The organism is Shewanella sp. SACH (genome assembly GCF_001887095.2).
Lineage (GTDB): Bacteria > Pseudomonadota > Gammaproteobacteria > Enterobacterales > Shewanellaceae > Shewanella > Shewanella baltica.
In genome coordinates this window covers 749,575-771,608 of record NZ_MPDG02000002.1, presented here as the reverse complement: position 1 = coordinate 771,608, position 22,034 = coordinate 749,575, and the positions used below count along the sequence as shown (strand labels likewise).

The following is a 22,034-nucleotide window of genomic DNA, read 5'->3' as shown; positions in this document are numbered from 1 at the left end:
CGCGTCTCTGCATCCAATCTTAGCGCCAAAACTGGGGCGTGTTGAGGAATATACAATGAGTCAAGTCGATATCAACCACGCCAGAGCCTTGGTTTATCAGCTGTTATCATCACTGTTTGCCCGCGAAGTTGACGAGCAAAGACTTAAGGAACTCACCAGCGAAGCGGCGCAGCAATTCTGGGAACAGCTTAGCCTAGAGGCTAAGCTCACTCAGTCAGTGGATAAAATTCGCTGCACGCTCAATGGGATAAAAAGCGATGAGGCGTTACTCGAACTCGCGGCGGATTACTGCGGCTTATTTCTCGTTGGCACCAAACACAGCGCTTCACCCTATGCTAGCCTGTATTTAAATGGTGAGGATGAACCTCTGCTATTTGGTCAGCAACATCAGCAGATGAGTGAATTTTTACACCAGAGTAAACTGCAAGTGCAGAGTCATTTCCCTGAGCCCGCCGACCATTTGGCCGTGATGCTCGCCTATATGGCGCACTTATGTTGTCACAGTGAAGACAGTGTCCAATTAAGCTTTTTGCAAACCTGCATCGACTCTTGGTTAGCAAAATTTATTAACCAACTCACTCAATGCGACAAAAACGGTTTTTATAGTGCCGTTGCCACACTCACCTTAGCGTGGGTGAAGCTAGATATCGCACAGCTTGAACCCGCTGTGGCGGTGATTAGCTAAACGTTCTAGAGCGACTTATCTTTAGACTAACGCTATCCAATGGGTTTATGAGCAGGCAAGTTCAGTCGTTTTGTGCAGCTAACCATTGGCTCAAGGCGGCAATGGATGCCTGCCTGCAAGACTCAAGGCGTTGAAATTCACTAAGCTCCAACGCGTTATTTGCACTGGCTTTTAGCGCCAGCTCTAACTCCTTACATAATTTAGCTAACGCTATCAATCCCATACTGGCACTGCTGCCCTTAAGCCCGTGCAGCAATTTGGCGACCTCTTCCTTGGGATTAGCTAGAGACAGTTTGGCAAGCTGCTCACGACTCGAATCACTAAAAAGATCGAGCATAGACATCATAGCTTCGCTGCCGAGTACATCCTTATCCTGCACTAACTGCTTGAGATCTAATAACGGCTCATCATCGACATCCGCTATTGTCGTTGCAATCTTAGCTTCCGTTGTGACTTGAGGCATGGATGCAGACAAGGGAGAAACCGCAACACCAAGCCATTCTGTAAGGGTTTGTAGACTTAGGGGCTTAGCCAATACAGCATCAAATCCTGCCTCGCGGTAATGCTGTAAATCCTCGCTCTGCATTTGGGCGGTAAAGGCGGCAAACTTCACATTAGGATTGGCGATCAACTTTTTTAACTGCGGCAATAAATCGATTCCAGAACCATCACTGAGCTGAATATCCAGCATCACAGCATCGAAAGCCACGCCGCTAGACTCGACAAATTCAAGCGCCTGTTGGCAACTGACAGCAAGAACTGACTTGTGACCTAAGTGCGCTAAAAATCCCTGCGCCACCATAGCATTCACTTTATTGTCTTCTACCACCAGCACTTGGCGAGCTGGCACTAACATCCTCTCTTTTACCGCTTTGGCATAGGTCATATCGCATTCATTAAAGGTGAGTTCAAAACCAAACTCACTGCCTTTTCCTGGCTGACTTTTAACCCAAATCCCGCGGCCGCTAGCATCCATTAACTCAACCAATTGCTTACAAATGGCGAGCCCTAAACCCGTGCCGCGACTGCGACCTTGATTAGGTAAAGCACTGTAGGGCACAAAAAGTTTATCAAGTGCCGCAGGCACAATACCAACGCCCGTGTCCTGCACGACGAAGGACAATTGGGTGCCTTGCAGACTAACAGTTAGCGTCACGCAGCCCTCTTGCGTAAATTTAATGCCATTGCCGATTAGGTTGAACAATACTTGGCGCAACTTAGGCCCATCGATATTGATGCAGTTTGGTAGCTTAGGCTTATTCATTTTGAGGCTGAGCCCAGCCAAATTAGCACCCGCAACCATGATTGCCAGCACTTCATCGAGCAAGGTATTGATATCGGTTGGCCTTGGCTCGTGGCTGAGTTTCCCTTGTTCAAGACGCGAAAAATCCAAAATGTCGTTCAACACCGTTTGTAATAAAGTGCCGCTATATTGCGATAGCGCTAACATTTGCTGCTGCGCTGGCGGTAGATCACTGTGACCGAGCAAGGTTAATGTACCGAGTAAACCGTTGAGAGGCGTACGAATTTCGTGGCTCATGGTCGCAAGGAATTGGGATTTTGCCTGACTAGCCTCTTCAGCTATTTGCCTTGCTTTAGCATGGCCCTTGGCTTCGGCATCGAGGCGATTATTGGTCTCTGCCAATTCTTGCGTACGGGCAACAACCGTTTGCTCCAACGCCTTTTTATGCTCGGTCAACTCATCTGCCACCTGACGTAAATCAGCCTGTAATTTAAGATTATGGGCAGTTTTACGCTTGAAGGCTTCGATAGCATTTGCCATCGCAGTCAGTTCATCATCCCCGTGGGCCTCTAAACTCACGTCCGTGTCACCTAAGCTCAAGCGGGACATGGCCTCGGTCGCCTGATTTAACCTAAGGGCGATACCGCGATAAATCACTCGATAGATTACAAAGCCAATTACCACAAACATCAAGGCACCTGTGCCCCAAAGCCCAAGCCTAGCAAGGGACAATTGGTGTAGATAATCACTACGTGCAAATTCCGCCTGTTGTTGCTGTTGATTTAGGGCTCTATCCACCAGCGTATTGAGTCCATAAAGTTTTTCGGCTAATTCTTGCTGCTTACGCTGTTGCTGCTGCAGTGTTTGGCTTAATTCCCGCTGTAATTTAATGATTTGTGGTGTGTGCGCTAACACTGCTAATTCGGTTTTTAACGCCTGCAAACGCCCCGGATCGCGAATTATCTCGGGCACATTATCGAGTGCCATCAAATCGATATTGATGTCACTCGAAGCAAGCGCTGAATCCGTCTTATGGGCAAGCGCCCTGTCCATTGCCGTCGCCATCTCAGGCTCAGGAAGCGTAAAACTCGGGGAAGGATTCGTGCTTGCAAACGTCGCCAGCAAATTCGGCACACTTAATTGCAATTCTGACTGCAATTCGGAGGATTCAAATAACTGACTTAACAAGGCAATTTGATGAACTAACTTAAGGGCACGATTGAGCTGCTCTTGAATATCAAGTTCGCCCTCAATCACATCGTCGAGTAATCGGCCGCTGCGCTTCGCGCCTGCCATATCAGGATAGGCCTGACTCAACTTCGCCAAGATGGCAGAATTCACGACGGCGAGCTCAGATTGAAGTAATTCGGAGGCATGTCCTGCGGCGATGGACAATTCATGAGCCTTGAGCTGCAACTCATCGCCCATGGTCAAACGCCTACCCACACTTTTGCCAAGTGAGGTTAATTGGCTGATGATTTGTTCGGCCAGCTGGTTAAGATTTTGGCCTTCGTTAACATCCAATATGGTTAAGGTTTTGATGCCATTAAACATATTGACACTTTCAAGGCTCAGTTTACGACCAATAAACTCCCGTTGACGCTCATCTTCTACCCGCCCTAACTGCTGCACACCATCGGACAAAGCATTAGAAGCTTGCACTAGCTGCCTCGCCGCTTGGGATGCGGGGAGTGACTCTTCGTACAAGTAACTATCGGCCTGTTTTAGCCAATGTAGACTCAAGCTACCTAAGCTAACAAGCAGCATCAGCAATACGCCTAACACACTGAAGGCGAGCATTAATCGACCGGTTAAACTGGTTCGCGATAAAGATAAAGGAGCCACACATCTTCCTTAAACTGTTACAATGTCATCCAAGATTATGCTTAGCGGATAATACGGGATGATGCGAAAATATTGGCAACGATTGTTCACACTCGCCACATTTGGCCTCGTGTTTTCAGGCTATGCGACAAGTGAAACCCTCACTTGGCCATTAGAGCAGCGCACGCCATTCAATGTCAAAATCCAGCAATCCCAAACATTAAACTACTTACCGCTGACAAAAGCTCAAAAGCCTTGGCGGATCTGCGCCCTAGTGCCACACCTTAAAGATGCCTACTGGATTGGCATTGATTATGGGCTGATCCATCATGCCAAAGCCCTTGGCGTCTCACTCGATCTCTTCGAAGCTGGCAGTTATTACCATAAAGATAAACAACTGGCACAGCTGCAAAACTGTATGCAAGGCGACTATGATGCCATCTTGCTCGGCTCAGTCAGCCCAGATTTACTCGCCCAATTTACAACACCGCTCACTAAACCCGTGTTAGCCCTAGTCAACAAACTCAATAGCGACCGAGTCCAAACCCATATTGGCGTGAACTGGTATCAAATGGGGTTACTGGCGGGTAACTTCATCAAAGCCGATGCTGCATCACAACATCCACATCAAACGGCAAATTTGGCACTCTTGGCCGGACCAGAAAACGTAGGTGGCACAGATTTAGTTGAGCAAGGTATACGTCAGGCGCTTGAAGGGAGCCAAGTCAAGATTAGTGCCATTCAGCACGCCGATAATAATCGCAATCTGTATCGTGACCAGTTGCAGATACTGCTTAAAGCTCAGCAGCCAGATTATATTCTCGGCAGCGCAGTGGCGATTGAGGCCGCCATTAGTACTTTGAAACAAAAGGGATTAAGTAACAGAGTCAAGCTAGTAAGCAGTTACTTGTCCCCCGCCATTTTACGTGGGCTAAAACGGGAAAAAGTCATCTACAGCAATGATGATTTAGTCGTGTTACAGGGGAAACTCGCAATTGATATCACAGTGAAACAACTCGAAGGCGCTAAGATATTTGGCGATATAGGACCAGCGATCATCAAGCGAACATCATCCTCTAACACTTTGTCCCAATTAGATTTCAGCCTAGCGGAAGCCGACTTTTATCCTCTGTACCAAGTGCGACCTAACTCCCATTAATCGTCCACTTTAGCGGCAAATAAATAGCCTTCACCATGAATAGTGACAAACAATTCAGTGTCGAGTTTATTGCGAAGACGGCGAATGATCACATCGATCGTTCTGTCATTAACATCCAGATTACGGTGGCTGGTTTGCTGCATTAAACGCTCGCGGGATAAGACTTGCTGCGGATGCAGGGCAAATGCGGCCAGTAGCTCGAATTCCGCTTTGGTGAGTTTGATCAATACATCACCATGGCGTAATTTGCGGCTGTTGAGTTCGAGTTGATAACCTTCGAAACTGATCACATCGTCCGGTTGAGATAATTCTTCGGCAACCGCCAGCTCAGCTTGCTTCACAAGGGAAATCCGCCACAGAAGGTTTTTTACCCTAACCAGCAACTCCCTCAGTTCGAAAGGTTTAGTTACATAATCATCAGCGCCCATTTCGAGACCAACGATTTTGTCGATAGATTCATCCCGCCCAGACACCAGAATGATGCCCACATGGGAGCGACTGCGCAGCTCACGGGTCAGGCTCAAACCATCGATACCGGGCAAATTGATATCTAGCATGATCAAATCGATATGTTGGCGATTAAATTCGTACCACATTTGCTCGCCATCGGCAGCTTCAACGACGCGATAACCTTCCTTTTCAAAATATCCCTTCAATCGCGCACGAATAACCGCTTCATCATCGACAACGAGCACACTATAAGCCATTTTCAATTTCTCTTATTTTACTTACGTGAATTATTCATACTTTTTCATATTTGCATATGCGTGAAAGGTTAAATATGCGATCTCGGTAGCTTTATTGAACAAAAAATTGCTCTGCTTTTACAGTCACATCAATATGACATATGCTTAGGGGCACTGATGGGACTACACTTAGCTGACTATGAAAGAAAAAGGATTGGGTATGGACGAAAGGCGCAAGTTTTCGCGGATTCTATTTGCCACGAATGCACATCTACAACAAGGTGTTGCACAGTGGGAGACGACCATTCTCGATTTGAGTCTAAATGGCGCTTTGGTCGAAGAGCCGCAAAATTTTATCCACTCGGGTGATGCTATTACCCTCAGTTTTATCTTGCCCGAATCTGATATTGAGATCCGTATGGAAACTGAGTTGGTCCATCAAAAAAATGCCCAATTAGGCTTGAAGTGTAACTTCATCGACGTCGACAGCATCAGCCACCTAAAACGTATGGTGGAGCTGAACTTAGGTGATGCTTCCTTGCTGAATCGCGAACTTATGTTGTTTATCGAAAAACACAATATCACAGATTAAGACACTCGCTCACAAACACAAACAGCGCCTAATGGCGCTGTTTTGCTTGCTGGCGTTAATCTCGCTTGGGAGCATTTAATGCCAGCTAGCGCCTAAATTTAGCTAGCCTCTCATTTTACTCAGCCTAATGACTAAATCGCTTCTAGCGCTTCGGATAACTTAGACACACCCACGACTTCCATCCCCGCAGGAGGCTTTTTCGGCACATTGGCCTTTGGCACAATTGCGCGCTTAAAACCATGCTTAGCAGCTTCGATTAATCGCTCTTGGCCATTGGGCACAGGCCGAATTTCGCCAGATAATCCCACTTCACCAAAGGCGACTAAATCGCTGGGCAAAATATCCCCACGAAAACTCGATACCATAGCCAAGAGTAGCGTTAAGTCGGCACTGGTTTCTGTCACTTTCACGCCGCCCACCACGTTCACAAATACATCCTGATCTGACATCTGTAAACCGCCGTGGCGGTGCATCACAGCAAGCAACATGGCTAAACGGTTGGCATCCATACCCACAGCCACGCGGCGCGGGTTAGACATGGCCGAGTTATCCACCAGCACTTGCAGCTCCACAAGTAGCGGCCGCGTGCCTTCCCAAACCACCATAACAAGCGAGCCAGAAGATTCCTCTTCACCACGGGAAAGGAAGATTGCCGAAGGATTGGCGACTTCTTTTAAGCCGCGCTCTGTCATGGCAAATACACCTAACTCATTGATGGCGCCAAACCGGTTTTTGTGGGAACGCAAGGTGCGGTAACGACTATCACTATCGCCTTCGAACATCACAGAGCAATCGATGCAATGCTCCAATACCTTAGGTCCCGCCAGACTGCCATCTTTCGTCACATGGCCGACCATGATCACGGCAATGCCATTTTCCTTCGCAAAACGTGTTAAGTAAGAGGCGGATTCACGGACCTGCGATACACTACCAGGGCTCGATGCCACATCACTCATGTGCATCACTTGAATCGAATCGACCACTATGACTTTGGGCAATTCTTTAAGGGCAACTTCGCAAATTTGTTCGACGCTGGTTTCAGACAACATCCGCAGCTTATTGGTTGGTAAACCAAGGCGATGGGCACGCATGGCCACTTGCTGCAAGGACTCTTCACCCGTGACATACAGTGCAGGCATTTGCTCGGCCAGATGACACAGGGTTTGCAATAAAAGCGTACTCTTACCCGCACCAGGATGCCCGCCAATCAAAATGGCTGAACCTGGCACTATCCCGCCACCGAGCACTCGGTCTAACTCCCCGAAATGGCTCAATATTCGTGGCAGAGCATTGAGATCGATTTGATCTAATGTCTTCACTTCATTACTGCTCGCACCGGCATAACCGACAAACTTAGTACTGCGCCCAGGGGAAGCCGCACCGAGCCTGACCTCAGTAATCGTATTCCATTCCTGACAAGCACTGCATTGCCCTTGCCAACGGGGGAAGTCTTGTCCACACTCATTACACACGTACGCTGTTTTATTCTTTGCCATAACTCATTAAAATCTGTATAAAATCAATTTAAGTAACGATGAATACTGCCGACATAAGACTAACAGTCCAATACAAAATAAGCATTAAAAAGAACCCTACATGAGTTTAGATAACCATAGTGCACTCATCGAACAGCTCAAGCCGTTACTCATGGAACCTAACTTCCAAGAGATTTTCCAGCAGCTGACGATAGATGAAACCAATTCGACCCGTTTTCTATTGAAAATGGAGCTCAATCGTTTGGCTTCGCCTTGCACTCGAATTATCGATCTCAGGGATAAATCAGAGCTTGCTTGTACTGAAGTCATGTTAGGTCAACAGCGACATTTTTTAGATGAGCCAGCCAAAAACAGTATGCATGAGGCCATGTCACTGTTTCGCAACCAATATACCTTAGGTGTGTATGAGTATGTGCTCAATGCTCACCAACAGCGTCGGGTAAAATTACGTCAAGGTGTGACTCAAGTTGAAGCCGCCGAACCAGAACCTTTTATGGTGCCAGGCGTAGTATTAGGCAGTTATTTCAACCGTGCCGAAGAGCGGATGAATTACAGTATTCGCATTGCGGCATCACAAACGGGTCGCAGTGAAGTGCCTGGGATCACGGCAGATTTATCTATTGGCGGCGCCCGTATTCGTCTTGCAGCCAATCATCCCTTCGATCTCGACCAACCACTCAAAGTTAAGTTATTGGAACTCAGTGAAGAGTTTTACTATCCCGATCTCCAGCTAGGAGTGGATTATCAGATTGTCGATAGCCAAACCAATGGCGAATATATTTGGCTAAGACTCAAACGCCTTGGTGGCAGCGAAGCCTTAAGTGAAATGCTCGGCAATTTAATCCGCGGCTATAAACTGCGTTACAAGGTAGATGTCAATGATGTGATAGTGAGTGCAACAGGACTCGGATTTGAACGCCATTATTTACCCCACCTGCCTCACTTACCTTTGTATTTCAATACTCAAACCCAAGGTTTGAGTCACATGCTACTCAGCCGTGACAACCAACAGATAGTGCATTATTTTCAAGATGAGAATGATGTCAGCCAGTTACCAGCCATGTTGACGCCAACCCGAGTATCGGCACTACTGAGTCATCCAGAGAATCCCGACCACGGGTTATTTTTTAGTTTTACCTATAACGCCCAAGGCTGCTTATATTTTTACTCTGCCACCTTAGCCGAGCTTAAAGCTAAGGGCATGATGCCTTTATTTTTAGGCTTTGCGTCGACCAAACCTAGCTGGCGAGTTTTTAAAGTCACCCAAGATAAAATTTATCATGATAAAGGCTATGGCCGTGCAACTTTGCCGGGCGATGAGGCTAAATTCAGCCCGCTGGTCGAACAGCAGTTATCGCAGTTTAGTCATTTACTGCAGCTCATCGATATCAGCAATGAAGATGCCAGAGGGCATTACAAAGCCTGGCAAGACAACAGTAATGCCAACGCCCTAAAAACCTTTGGTCAACAACGATTAACCACCAATCAAATTAAGTTAGTTTCCATGCAATTTAGCGAGCGACGCCAAGAGGCTCGTTTCGCCTTTAAAACCTTAGTCAACGTGACGCAAGACAAGCTAAAAGCCACGGGCATTACCTTAGATATTTCTAGCCGCGGCATGCAATTAACCTTAGACAACCCGACAGATTTCTCATCGAATAAACCACTACTATTAAGCTTTCCCAAACTACAAACTATTGCAGGCAAAACACAGCTAGATAACCTCCCCTACCGTTTAGTGCGCACCCGCAAGAATGGCGTGACACTGCATTTAACCGCAGTCATGGGCCATACCCCCCATGTGGGGGTGGAGTTTTTAAATAAACTCATTGCCCATAATAAGGAAAAGCTAGAACAACTGACCGAGAACAATAGTGAGGCTAATGAACTTGCAGATGGTTTAAAAAACATTTTGATGCATGATCTGCATTCTGTGCCCTACTTTGTTGAAAAAACGACAAAATCGGCCCAAGTCGCGTGTTTAGGCGTCGGCACGCGACAAGATGAGATCAGCGATATTTTTGCTGCGGGCACCTCAGATACTCTGCAATATAATTTAGCGCCGCTGCTAAAAGACGGTTTCTTTAAACGGGATATTCTCGAACCTATTCGCCAGATGAAACCCCAGCAAGATATGGATTTTATTGAAGTGTTTGTTCAATTGATCCGTCAATCACGTGGCAAAATCTTTTTAAAGTGTACTCCCGCCACGGAAGTCGGTGAAGTTGATGCTCAGATAACCTTTATCAATCAGAGCAAAGCAGTAGGCCGATTCCTCGCCCTACGCATTTACCGTGGCGCGACAGAGAAGCCAGATATGAGTTACCTGCGCCGCGAGTTGGAATACATTAATATTCATGCAAACCATAAAGCCAAACAGTTAGAAGAACAACTATGGCGAGTGATTGGCGTCGGTGAACTCTTGGATATCACCCAAGAGGTTGAATTAAGATACCCAGTGCTCCACAAAAAACAGTCTTAACCATTTAACACCGCCAAATCAAAACTTAAATACCAATCACTAATTTTGGGAAAATGATCGCTGGTGGCATCTAAATGCGTCAGCATATCGGCATGACCATAGTCATGCTTAAAGCCATTCTCCATAGAAAGAAGCGTTGATTTAACTCGTTTAAAGCCGCACTCTGCGACCATATCCGCCACATCTTCGGGATGCCCCAGCACAGTATCGTTCTGCCCTGAGATAAACCAAGCCGGTGGCCAATTAGCGCGCTTTGCCGCTTTCGCATAATCAAATCCATCGTCGTGATCGATCCAATCACCCTGCACCCAATCGATACTTTGAACTAACGAGGCGCGGCTCTCATTATCCATACCGATGCGCAGCTTATCGGCAGCAAGGTAACCTTGGCCCATCGCTAAGCCTGGCGCTAGACGGTTCCAAAAGACATCGACCATCAACCACTTTTTGAAGGACTTAACCCGAATCGTCCGCTTGCTACCGAAGGTAAGCAGTGAACGAACGCTTTGTTGTAACTCAGGATAACGGGCCAGACTGCTCGCCATTAACACCCCGCCCCATGAATGGGCGCACCAATGCACCTGCGAAGGCGACACGGCTTTGCGATCATCTTGAGCCGCTTGTTCTTGACAAGCTTTTTGATGTAAATCGAGAATGGCCTGCTGCACTAAAGGTAATTGCTCACGGATCACTTCACCTTGCCCTAAGGTAAAATCGCGATCGATTTTCGGCAAGCTGAGCCCTCTGCCAGCGGTATCCAACACATACACCACAAATCCCGCCTTAGCCAAAAAACAACCTAGGCCACGGCCATTTTGGCTATAGAACACCCGACCATTAGACATGGCGCCATGGAGCATGAGAATAGGCGTTTTAGAAAAATCAGGCACCGACGGTAATAACTGCCGTAGATGCAGCTGTCCATCGCGGTACGGCAGGTAAATTGAAGACTGTGAAATGGGTGATGTTGAGCCTTGGGCGAGCTGAGTCAAAATAAGTCACTGGTAGTTTATCAATCTCCCTAAACTACCAGCTCATCGATAAAAGACAAGAGTCATTACTCTAACTCAGCCCTTACTTAGACTTTCATCTCGACTCAAATTTCAAATAAATGAATAACCTAGATTTGCAACAGATAAGGTAAAACGCGCAGGTCAAGATAGCGAATATTCGCATCCGCCGCGGCTGCCAGCTTAGGTTTGGCATGGAAAGCGATACCAAAATCCGCCGCCATCACCATAGGGATATCATTCGCGCCATCACCGATAGCGACTCTTTGACCTTTTTGAATGTCCCACTGCTCACTGCAACGCTCAACCACATCCGCTTTAAACTGCGCATCCACGACTTTACCCGTCACTTCACCCGCGAGTTTGCCATCAGTGATGACTAACTCATTAGCAAAGGCCGCATCTAGGCTTAACAGCTGCTTTAAATGGCCCACAAAAGGGGTAAAACCGCCAGATGCCACCACTAAGCGCCAGCCATGGGATTTAAGCTCCAAAAGCATGGGCTCAAGCCCTGACATTAAAGGCAAGTTATCGCACAAAGTCGTGATAATACTGGCATCAGCGCCCTTAAGCTGCGCCACGCGCTGACGCAGACTCTGTTCAAAATCCAGCTCGCCTTGCATAGCACGTTCAGTAATCGCCGCCACGCGCTCGCCAACGCCCGCCATGGCCGCTAATTCATCAATGCATTCAATCTGAATCGCCGTGGAATCCATGTCCATCACTAATAAGCCGGGATGATGCAAGCGAGGCAAATCAACATGGAGCACATGCAGTTCAGCCAAAGACTGAGGGAATGCCGCTAACTGCGCCTGAGAAGGCACATTCACCAGCGCCAACTCGATGCAATGCAAACCGACTTGGCGTTCGATATGGGCAATACCGATAACATCAGACGAAGGTAATGCCGCAATCCAGGCCGATATCCCTGCCTGCGCTAACGTATCTTGATAGATCACCCGCAAACGCGAAACACCAGCGGGGTTTGCTGACTCTTGATAACGTTCAAACACTTGCCCTTGGCATTCAAACCTTGGGGAATGGTCAGAGACTAACCACAAAAAAAGCGCATCTTGGTTCAAGCTTTCCATCGGACTTAAATTCTCCAACTATCGGGCTCACTCAGAATCAATTATGATTAGGCAAGCGCTCTACATTTTAAGGGTCAAAGTGTTATATCTTAAAGGGCTAAAGAAAAGCCATAAAATCAGTAGACTGATCCAAATTGCCGCCGCCTTCGCCTTGATATTCGGCTTAGTGCAATTGTGGCAGACAAGCCTACTACAAGGTCAGCTGCTTCTAAAGTCCCAAACTCAAAAGATGGCCAGATTACTGGTACAGCAAACCGCTTATGGTGCAGCGCCCGCGCTACAACTGCAAAATGACGAGCAGTTGCAATGGCTCGCCAGTGCTTTAGTGGAAGATCCTAAGGTGATGTCTGCGGCGATCTTCAGCGACCAAGGCATGCGGTTATCCTTCGCCCAAAGTATCACTAAGGATGTTGTCGATCCTGACTCGGAAGAAATGAATTTGCTACTAAGCAAATATCCTCCCTATGTTGAGCCTGTGATCCAAGAAGGGAAAAATCTAGGTTATGTCGAAGTCAGGCTCGATACCAAGCTGTTTTTCAACGAAATCAAAGAAGCCCATAATTTAAACATGGAGCAACAACAAATCATGCTGCTGGTTGCAGGCTTGATTGGTATGTTGCTTTCGCGCTCTTTGTCTTTCAAACGCGCCGATTTTGACCGCCGCCGCTTTCGGGTTAAATTGCGTCAATCGCCGAAAAAATCTAAGAAAGAATCCTCAGCTGAAGAGCCATCTGAAAGTACGAGTGATGGATCAGCGCAAGTGATAACCGAAGATCAACCGGTGTCGACCACTGATCGTCCACAAGAGAAAGCGGCTAAAGCCACTAAGGCGCCAAAAGCAGTGACAGAGACTCGTGTCGATAAGCTCACTCAGACCAGCGTGCAAACTAAGGCCGAAAAAACGTCAGAAAAATCATTGGAGTTACAGGATAATACAGCAGTTAAAAACGCGACAAACGATGCGGAACAAGCGGCACCGGTAAAGGTTAAACCTAAAGTTAAAAGTGTCCGTCAGATAAAACACGCGACTAAAGCAACAGCCGTTACGGCCGAAACCTCGACGCCAAAAACGCCCAGCGAGCCAAGCGATCTCGACACTGATTCAACCGGTTAATAGTTATCCCAATAGATAGGGTAAATCACTAATCTATTGATAGCTTCGCTATAAATACTAAGCCATAAACAACCAATTTCTAATAACCAATCCATAAATAACAAGGTCGAATAGAAAAGCCGCTAAGAATTGGCATAAAAAAAGGGTCCGCAATGCGAACCCTTTTTTCAGTAGCACACTCTTATACAGTAGCACACTCTTATACAGTTACAGTGTAATCGCTGCTTCTAATGTCATGATGATCATGTCATTGAATGTGGTTTGACGTTCTTCTGCAGAAGTCTTTTCACCGGTGCGGATGTGGTCAGAAACAGTCACAACACACAGGGCACGTGCACCAAACTCATGGGCAACACCGTACAGACCAGCCGCTTCCATTTCAACGCCTAACACGCCCATCTTCTCCATCACGTCGAACATTTGTGGATCAGGAGTGTAGAACAGGTCCGCAGAGAAAATGTTACCTACGCGAACTTTAGTGCCACGAACTTTCGCTGACTCGATAACCGCATTCATCAGCTCATAGTTAGCGATAGCGGCAAAATCTTGGCCTTTAAAACGTAAACGGTTAACCGCTGAGTCAGTACATGCACCCATACCGATGATCACGTCACGCACTTTAACGTCAGTGCTGATCGCACCACAAGTACCCACACGGATCAGGTTTTTAACGCCGTAATCACGAATTAATTCAGTTGCATAGATAGAGCATGAAGGAATACCCATGCCAGAACCCATAACTGAAATACGCTTACCTTTGTAAGTACCAGTAAAACCTAGCATGTTTCGAACATCAGTCACTTGCTCAACATTTTCTAAGAATGTTTCAGCAATATATTTTGCACGTAATGGATCGCCTGGAAACAGCATTGTCTCAGCGAATGCGCCCTCTACAGCATTAATGTGTGGTGTTGCCATCGAAATAACCCCTGTTTATTTTATTAAGACTTAAGTCTTTGTTTACTGGCGGCAAATGTCAGCCGCCAAATCGAAATAAATGCTAATTTGCCTAAAGGAAAGATTCACCATAGGCCATAGGTTCAAGCTTAAAGTGGCTCGCAATAGATTGGCCGATATCGGCAAAGCTCTTACGACGCCCCAGAGAACCCGCTTTCAATCCAGCGCCAAAGGCTAATACTGGCACATATTCACGGGTATGATCCGTACCTTGCCATGTTGGATCGCAACCGTGATCCGCCGTTAAAATCAGCAGATCGTCTTCACCCAATAATGCGAGCATCTCAGGCAAACGGGCATCGAAATATTCCAACCCTTTAGCGTAACCAGCCACATCACGGCGATGACCATAGTGAGAGTCAAAATCCACGAAGTTAGTAAACACTATAGTGTTATCACCCGCAGATTTCACTTCGGCTAAGGTCGCATCGAAAAGCGCTTCTAAGCCGTTCGCCTTCACTTTTTTAGTGATACCGCAGTAAGCATAAATGTCGGCAATCTTGCCCACACTCACCACTTCACCGCCCGCTTCATTCAGCTTATCTAATACGGTTTTTGCAGGTGGCGCCAGCGAATAATCTTTACGATTACCAGTACGGGCAAAGTCACTTGGGCCAGTACCATCAAATGGACGGGCAATAACGCGACCTATGTTGTAAGGCTCTAACTCTTCACGGGTTATTTCGCAAAGACGATAGAGATTGTCTAAACCAAAGGTTTCTTCGTGGCAGGCGATTTGAAACACAGAATCGGCTGAGGTATAGAAAATAGGCATGCCAGAGCGCATATGCTCTTCGCCTAACTCTTCTAAAATAGTTGTGCCAGAAGCATGACAATTACCTAAAAACCCATCCAGACCCGCACGGGCTAAAATCTTATCCGTCAGTTCTTTAGGGAAAGAATTTTGGTGCTCGCTAAAGTAGCCCCATTCGAATAGTACGGGCACGCCCGCCATTTCCCAGTGACCGCTCGGCGTATCTTTACCCGAACTTAACTCTTGAGCGTGGCCATAAGCACCAATCAGCTCAACATTGTCACCAAAACCGGGAGCAAAGGCGCCAGTACTTTCCATCGCCGCATGGCCTAAACCTAAGCGTGCTAGGTTAGGTAATTTAAGTGGACCTTCACGGCCGATATCGGCTTTGCCTTCAGCACATGCTTTAGCAATATGACCAAAGGTATCGGAACCGACATCACCAAAGCTTGCTGCATCAGCAGAAGCACCGACTCCAAAGGAGTCCAACATCATAATAATGGTACGTTTCATAATTCTTCCTTAAAGATCCGATGCACGAATATAGGCATAGATCTCAGGTGTTTTTTCTGGAGCGGTTTCACCAATGTGAATCGCTTTTTTCACCGCGAGTTCCGCTTCCGCGAAGGCGGCTTCAGATTGTGCATGGATAACGGCAATCGGCGTCGATGAATCCACTTTATCGCCTAGGGCACACACTTGGGTTAAGCCAACACTATAGTCTAGTGCATCGCCAGGCTTACGGCGGCCGCCACCTAAGGTCACAACCGCTAAACCTAACTCACGGGTATCCATGCTATAGGCATAACCTTGCATATCGGCAAAGACGGGACGAATAATTTGTGACTGCGGCAGGTATTTACTGTAGTTTTCAACAAAATCAACCGGACCACCGAGACCCGACACCATCTTGCCAAAGAGTTCTGCAGCGCGACCATTGTCGAGTACACGATTCAGTTTAGCGCGAGCATCGGCTTCATTGCTTGCAAGACCGCCAAGCAGCAGCATCTCAGCACAAAGACCCATAGTGACTTCATATAAACGCGGGTTACGGTAAGCACCCGTTAAAAAGTCGATGGCTTCTTTCACTTCGACCGCGTTACCGGCGCAAGATGCAAGCACTTGATTCATATCAGTAAGCAAAGCAGTCGTTTTAGTACCAGCGCCATTTGCAACGGCGGCGATACTGCGAGCTAATTCTTCCGATGCCTCATAGGTTGGCATAAAAGCGCCGCTACCGACTTTCACGTCCATCGCCAACGCATCTAAATTACAGGCTAATTTCTTAGACAGGATCGATGCTGTGATGAGGGAAATGGATTCAACGGTGGCGGTATTATCGCGGATAGAATAGAAGCGTTTATCGGCAGGAACGAGATCACCCGTTTGGCCAATAATCGCCACCCCGACTTCTTTAACCACTTTGCGGAACAATTCACTTGAAGGCTCAGTTTGGTAACCCGGAATGGCATCAAACTTATCGAGCGTGCCGCCAGTATGACCTAGGCCGCGCCCAGAAATCATAGGCACATAACCGCCACACGCCGCAGCCATAGGGCCGAGCATGAGGCTAATCACATCGCCCACACCGCCAGTGCTGTGTTTGTCGATGACAGGACCGTTGAGTCCCAATGATTGCCAATTAAGCACAGTGCCAGAATCACGCATTGCTGTCGTTAAAGCGATTCTTTCATCCATATTCATGTCATTAAAATACACCGCCATGCCTAATGCGGCGATCTGACCTTCAGATACGGAGTTGGTGGTAATACCTTGAACAAAGAACTGTATTTCTTCGGAACTTAGCGCTAAACCATTACGTTTTTTACGAATAATCTCTTGAGCTAGAAACATGATACTGCCTCCAAGATAAGCACTAACAACCCTGTCGCTAGTGCTTATCTTTGCAATGAAACATCAAAACTGTAGCAATATTACAAGTTCATACTATCGAAGTTTTGAGTTTGCCAAATAGATTTAGGTCACACTTAATTAGGCTCGCTATACGCTGATAGTATTAATCAGCGACAGTTTGCGATTAATAGCCTTGAGTTGGCTTAGGCGCATCAGCTAGTTCTAATGTGTGCAGCAAGCTGTTTAATAAGCTTGAAGCACCAAATCTAAAGGTACGTGGTGAAACCCAGTTAGCCCCTAAAATACGCTCTGCAACACCTAGGAATTCAGCAGCTTGGGCAGCATCACGCACACCACCGGCAGGCTTGAAGCCTACTTGGGTATTCTTTTCGCTGATCACAGTTAACATGATCTCAGCCGCTTCGAGTGTGGCGTTTACAGGCACTTTACCCGTAGAAGTTTTGATAAAGTCAGCACCCGCATCGATTGAAAGCTCAGATGCACGGCGGATAAGCGCAGGATCAGCTAACACGCCAGATTCGATGATGACTTTTAACAAGACTTCACCACAGGCTTCTTTACAGGCTTTAACTAATTCAAAACCAATCGTTTCATTGCCTTCCATCAGCGCACGGTATGGGAATACCACGTCAACTTCGTCCGCACCATAGGCAACGGCAGCGCGGGTTTCTAGTACGGCAATGGCGATGTCATCGTTGCCATGGGGGAAATTAGTCACAGTGGCGATTTGGATATCTTCAGCACCGATTTCATCTAGCGTCTTACGTGCAATCGGGATGAAACGTGGGTAAATGCAGATAGCGGCAGTATTGCCCGCAGCCGTTTTCGCTTTGTGGCACAGGTCGATCACTTTTTGATCTGTGTCATCATCATTCAAAGTCGTTAAGTCCATTAACTCAATGGCGCGTTGTGCTGCTTTTTTTAAATCAGTCATAATAGCTCTCCAAAATAAAAATTAAATGAATAGAAATCAGTCGCATAAAAGCAACGCATAAGAGGTGGCATTATTTTGATTATTTTTATGGCCGGGCCTTCAGGCGGTGCCGAGTAATTTGCTTGTACAAACTACCTTGTTGTAGGTATTCAATCTTGCCTAAGCCCGAAAGAGCAATAGGCATCCTGACACTTAAAATAACTTATAAGTGACCACGACTTGAATCCTTGAAGACCGGAAGAGAGGATACGAATAAAATCTTGCTCCTACTTTTCCGCGAAAAATCCATTTTAGCGCGAGAAAAACACAAACCTTTATATAAACCCACTTGTTAGCCTAATAGGCTGAGATAAAGACTCATGGTAAAACAAAGATGGAGCCGCATAATGCGGCTCCAACAAGCAACTAGTATTACAAGAAATTAGAACTTGTAGGTAGCTGACAGGTAGTGTGACCAACCTGTTGATTCTAGAGCTAGTGCACCAGCACCATCTTCTAACAGATAAACGTCTTTGAAGCCTTTCAAACCATAGCCCAGAGCATAACGATCTGAGTGCCAGTAAAGACCGAAGAAGATGTTACCGCCGTTAGAAGTTTTTGGAACGAAAGCAGCTTTGTCTTCGTCTGCACCGAATTGGTAGTCGATATAACCTTGGAATGACAGGAAGCTCTTGTTATCAAAGAAGTAGAAAGGTTTGAACCAGTTTGCAGAGAACTGGTAACCGTTCCACTCTTTAGCATTCATGTCATAGAAACCGTACAGGTTCATGCCAGTTTTACCTAACCAAGGCATGTCTACGTCAGCACCAACACCCCAGAAAGTAGAGTTAACGCCATTACCATTCATGCCATCCCAGTTGAACAGGGTAGAGAAATAAACCTCTTGGATTGGACCGAAAGATAGATCTTTGCCAGTCAGCGCATCAATTGATACACGCGGCGCAAACTTCATGAACAACTTACTTGTTCTTAAGTTAGGATCTTCTTGAGGGTTTTTATCACCATGCTCAGTTGTTTGGTTTGCTAAGTTGAATACGTCAACATAACCGTATAGATCGAATACGCCAGAACGGCCGCCAAATTCCATTTCTAAGTAGTTGTGTTGATCGCCTGTAGCTTGGTTATCTGGTTTTTCACCGATAGAGTACATAGCGTTGAACTGCATCCACTTGTAATCAGTACCGTGAAGATCTGTACGATCAGCGGCAAATGCGTTGCCAGAGATTGCAGCTACAGCAGTAGCGGCTAAAGCTAAAGTTTTAACGTTTTTCATCATCAACCCCATTTATCTTGTTTACTACCATCGAGGGTAGCGTTCTTTTTGTGGCGCTCGCATTCTACCTAGATTAAAAAAAATCTCAATAATCTAGCGTAAAATCACAAACACAAAATTCTTAATTGTGAACAAAGTCGCGACTTCTGCATTACGATTAATTAACGTAACCGTGGAACTACGACATTTAAGACAGAATGACAGCTACATCTCAGTTGCATTCTGTGTTTTTCAATTGGAGAAACTATTCACTACAGGAATCACTACTGGAAAATGGTTGAATTAACTTAGGTCCCGCCCTGCATGGTCAGGACCCAGTTAGTGGGGTTTCCCCCGACTGCCGCTCAATAACTTACATAGCTAAGAACAGACCAGCAAGTGTCGCACTCATTAAGTTAGCTAAAGAGCCGGCGATAACCGCACGAATACCCATTGTAGCTAAATCATGACGACGAGTAGGAGCCATAGCACCTAAACCACCAAGCAGAATCGCGATTGAAGACAAGTTAGCGAAACCACACAGAGCAAAGGAGATAATCGCTTGTGTTCTATGAGTCATCACAGCTTGTGTCTCAGCAACGCATAACGGCAGACCTTTAGTTACTTCGGCAGCTACAGCAGTACAAGTCGTTGCAACATCAGAGATATATGGAGCAAAGTTCAAGTAAGCAACGAATTCGTTAACAATGATCTTTTGACCGATGAAAGAACCTGCTACTAATGCTTCATTCCAAGGCACACCGATAAGGAATGCTAAAGGCATGAATACATAGCCAAGGATCAGTTCAAGTGTTAGCCCTTCAAGACCAACCCATCCACCAAGCCAACCAATCAAACCGTTGAGCATGGCAATTAAACCGACGAAGGCTAACAACATAGCACCTACGTTCAGCGCTAAGTGCATACCAGATGAAGCACCAGCTGCTGCTGCGTCTAACACGTTAGCTGGCTTATCAGGATCTTCTGGCAAATCGCTCATGTCATTTTTAGCAACTTCAGTTTCAGGGTGCATCAGTTTAGCCATTAATAGACCACCTGGTGCTGCCATGAATGATGCGGCAACTAAGTATTCGATAGGTACACCCATCTGCGCGTAACCAGCCAATACTGAACCCGCGATTGATGCCAAACCACCCACCATGATCGCAAACAGTTCAGACTGCGTCATAGTTGGAATGAATGGACGAACCACTAATGGGGCTTCAGTTTGACCTACGAAGATGTTAGCTGTTGCTGACATTGATTCTGTACGGCTTGTACCTAATGCTTTTTGTAGCCCACCACCAATAATACGTATGATCCACTGCATAATGCCTAAGTAATACAGCACAGCAATCAATGAAGAGAAGAACACGATAACGGGTAACACGTTAACTGCGAAGATAAAGCCAAGTTTAAAGTTAGCTAAATCACCGAACAGAAAACTGATACCGTTTTGTGCATAACTAATAATACTTGACACAAAATCAGATACACTTTTCAGGATATCTTTACCAACTGGAACGTACAGTACAAAACCACCGAAAGCGGCCTGAATAGCTAAAGCGCCACCCACTGTACGTAAATTAATTGCTTTTTTGTTATTCGATAGGAGGAAACCTATCGCAAGTAGGGTGACCACCCCTACTAAACTCATTAATATATCCATTAACCATCACCCTATTGTTAACACTTTTTAATTATGTTGTTAATCAACCTATTTCCGAGTCAGATTATACCCGAGCCTAAGTCGAAAATCGTCGTTTTGATCATATTTTTGGAGTTTAATTTCAATCGCTTAGTGCAGAATGCTAGTGCGACCTACACCTGTTTATTTAAAAATAGCTAAAGGTCAAACAGTTGCACTGCATTCAACATCAAGTGTTCTGATATTAGAACACTTGATTTTTTTTGCAAAGCGGCGATTTTGTCTATAAAAAGAACAAGGTTAGCGGGTTGGTTACGTTTTTCTGCAACATTTATCGGCGTCATAGCCGGAGAATCAGTCTCAAGCATGAGGTGCTCGAGCGGGAGTTCAGTGACTGTTTTGAGTAATTTTTTGGCATTAGGATTCATAATCAAACCACCAATTCCCAGCTTAAAACCTAACTTGATATATTCCTGTGCAATCTCAACACTGCCAGAAAAAGCATGTATCACACCGCCTCTAGGCAATTGATACTTTTTTAAACAGGCCAAAACCTCGGGATGTGCCTTCACACTATGGATAATCACTGGCAGATTAACGGATTTAGCTAACGTCAGTTGCGCCTCAAAAAACGCTAACTGCTGTGGCCATGTTGAGGAATAAAGCTTATCTAAGCCACATTCACCAATAGCAACAAAACGAGGACATTCGAGCAACGCGGCAACTTTAGATGTTAATGCTAAGATCGCTGTATCAACATCCTCTGGACAAAACCAAGGATGGATACCAAGGGCAAAATAGGTTTGATATTGTTCGGCAACTGCGAGCTGTTTGTGCCAGTGCTGCGGGGATATGCCAGGAATAATCAGATTATTAACGCCAACACTGTGCATTTGCTGCACCACAGCATCGCGGTCAAGATCAAACTCGGCAAAATCTAGATGTGCGTGGGTATCAATCACTGCAAATACCTCACTCTACGGTCGATTTGCCGTTTGAATGCGCTTCGGGCGGCAATGCAGTTTCGTCAGCCGTAGTCGCTTTGGCACATTTTACCGCTAATGGCGGATCTTCAAGGCGTGGCATACAACAACGACAATTTTCGGGTGTCAGCCCCATGCGGTCGCACCACTGAATATAAACCTGCCATGTTTTTGTGATCCAATTCGCCATCATTCACATCCAGAACCGTTTTTAGATTTCATTAGATACAAAAATGGCGGTGAATTCAC

General features: G+C 46.2%; 18 protein-coding genes. 5 read left to right on the top strand and 13 right to left on the bottom strand.

Going from position 1 to position 22,034, the window contains the following annotated elements; translation table 11 throughout:
- Positions 1 to 55 precede the first annotated feature (55 nt).
- Positions 56 to 685, top strand: coding sequence for a molecular chaperone TorD (gene torD / locus BM607_RS11290; protein ID WP_071938388.1), 630 nt, complete (start codon positions 56 to 58; stop codon positions 683 to 685).
- A gap of 61 nt (positions 686 to 746) precedes the next feature.
- Here the strand turns inward: torD and torS are convergent, their stop codons facing one another.
- Positions 747 to 3,773, bottom strand: coding sequence for a TMAO reductase system sensor histidine kinase/response regulator TorS (gene torS / locus BM607_RS11285; RefSeq protein WP_071938389.1), 3,027 nt, complete (start codon positions 3,771 to 3,773; stop codon positions 747 to 749).
- Positions 3,774 to 3,831: 58 nt separating this feature from the next.
- On the opposite strand from torS, the gene torT reads away from it, so the two are divergent.
- Positions 3,832 to 4,911 (top strand): TMAO reductase system periplasmic protein TorT, encoded by a 1,080-nt coding sequence (torT, locus tag BM607_RS11280; RefSeq protein WP_071938390.1) that lies wholly within the window; start codon positions 3,832 to 3,834, stop codon positions 4,909 to 4,911.
- Here torT and torR read toward each other — a convergent pair.
- Complete coding sequence (gene torR, locus BM607_RS11275; RefSeq protein WP_071938391.1) at positions 4,908 to 5,618, bottom strand: two-component system response regulator TorR; 711 nt, start codon at positions 5,616 to 5,618, stop codon at positions 4,908 to 4,910. The two genes, torT and torR, sit on opposite strands and share 4 nt — an antisense overlap.
- Positions 5,619 to 5,817: 199 nt before the next feature.
- On the opposite strand from torR, the gene BM607_RS11270 reads away from it, so the two are divergent.
- Entirely contained in the window at positions 5,818 to 6,189 is a 372-nt protein-coding gene (locus BM607_RS11270) for a PilZ domain-containing protein (protein ID WP_006082695.1), read from the top strand.
- Between the two features lie 131 nt (positions 6,190 to 6,320).
- Here the strand turns inward: BM607_RS11270 and radA are convergent, their stop codons facing one another.
- Positions 6,321 to 7,685, bottom strand: coding sequence for a DNA repair protein RadA (radA, locus tag BM607_RS11265; RefSeq protein ID WP_006082696.1), 1,365 nt, complete (start codon positions 7,683 to 7,685; stop codon positions 6,321 to 6,323).
- A 100-nt stretch (positions 7,686 to 7,785) separates the two neighbouring features.
- Between radA and BM607_RS11260 the strand changes: the two genes are divergently transcribed.
- Positions 7,786 to 10,167 carry a PilZ domain-containing protein gene (locus BM607_RS11260; RefSeq protein ID WP_071938392.1) on the top strand — a complete coding sequence of 794 codons (2,382 nt, stop codon included), beginning with the start codon at positions 7,786 to 7,788 and terminating at the stop codon, positions 10,165 to 10,167.
- On the opposite strand, the gene BM607_RS11255 is transcribed toward BM607_RS11260, so the two are convergent.
- Positions 10,164 to 11,159, bottom strand: coding sequence for an alpha/beta hydrolase (locus tag BM607_RS11255; protein ID WP_071938393.1), 996 nt, complete (start codon positions 11,157 to 11,159; stop codon positions 10,164 to 10,166). The genes BM607_RS11260 and BM607_RS11255 overlap by 4 nt on opposite strands.
- A 128-nt stretch (positions 11,160 to 11,287) precedes the next feature.
- Positions 11,288 to 12,268, bottom strand: a complete 981-nt coding sequence (gene serB / locus BM607_RS11250) for a phosphoserine phosphatase SerB (RefSeq protein ID WP_071938394.1) — start codon at positions 12,266 to 12,268, stop codon at positions 11,288 to 11,290.
- A 43-nt stretch (positions 12,269 to 12,311) separates the two neighbouring features.
- On the opposite strand from serB, the gene BM607_RS11245 reads away from it, so the two are divergent.
- Positions 12,312 to 13,382, top strand: a complete 1,071-nt coding sequence (locus BM607_RS11245; protein ID WP_071938395.1) for an AhpA/YtjB family protein — start codon at positions 12,312 to 12,314, stop codon at positions 13,380 to 13,382.
- A 207-nt stretch (positions 13,383 to 13,589) separates the two neighbouring features.
- On the opposite strand, the gene deoD is transcribed toward BM607_RS11245, so the two are convergent.
- The 8 genes from deoD to BM607_RS11205 all read right to left on the bottom strand — a co-directional run bounded on the left by deoD (position 13,590) and on the right by BM607_RS11205 (position 21,978).
- Complete coding sequence (gene deoD / locus BM607_RS11240) at positions 13,590 to 14,300, bottom strand: purine-nucleoside phosphorylase (protein WP_006086929.1); 711 nt, start codon at positions 14,298 to 14,300, stop codon at positions 13,590 to 13,592.
- 91 nt (positions 14,301 to 14,391) lie between these two features.
- Positions 14,392 to 15,606: a phosphopentomutase gene (locus BM607_RS11235; RefSeq protein WP_006082702.1), complete on the bottom strand. Its 1,215-nt coding sequence runs from the start codon at positions 15,604 to 15,606 to the stop codon at positions 14,392 to 14,394.
- 9 nt (positions 15,607 to 15,615) lie between these two features.
- Entirely contained in the window at positions 15,616 to 16,947 is a 1,332-nt protein-coding gene (gene deoA, locus BM607_RS11230; RefSeq protein ID WP_006082703.1) for a thymidine phosphorylase, read from the bottom strand.
- A gap of 184 nt (positions 16,948 to 17,131) precedes the next feature.
- Positions 17,132 to 17,902, bottom strand: a complete 771-nt coding sequence (deoC, locus tag BM607_RS11225; protein ID WP_071938396.1) for a deoxyribose-phosphate aldolase — start codon at positions 17,900 to 17,902, stop codon at positions 17,132 to 17,134.
- 421 nt (positions 17,903 to 18,323) lie between these two features.
- Positions 18,324 to 19,175: an outer membrane protein OmpK gene (locus BM607_RS11220; protein WP_071938397.1), complete on the bottom strand. Its 852-nt coding sequence runs from the start codon at positions 19,173 to 19,175 to the stop codon at positions 18,324 to 18,326.
- Between the two features lie 352 nt (positions 19,176 to 19,527).
- Positions 19,528 to 20,823 carry a NupC/NupG family nucleoside CNT transporter gene (locus tag BM607_RS11215; protein ID WP_071938398.1) on the bottom strand — a complete coding sequence of 432 codons (1,296 nt, stop codon included), beginning with the start codon at positions 20,821 to 20,823 and terminating at the stop codon, positions 19,528 to 19,530.
- Between the two features lie 176 nt (positions 20,824 to 20,999).
- The gene (locus tag BM607_RS11210; protein ID WP_071938399.1) at positions 21,000 to 21,764 is read right to left on the bottom strand and encodes a TatD family hydrolase; all 765 of its coding nucleotides are present in this window, start codon (positions 21,762 to 21,764) and stop codon (positions 21,000 to 21,002) included.
- A gap of 10 nt (positions 21,765 to 21,774) precedes the next feature.
- Positions 21,775 to 21,978 (bottom strand): DUF5363 family protein, encoded by a 204-nt coding sequence (locus BM607_RS11205; RefSeq protein ID WP_071938400.1) that lies wholly within the window; start codon positions 21,976 to 21,978, stop codon positions 21,775 to 21,777.
- Positions 21,979 to 22,034: the final 56 nt, after the last annotated feature.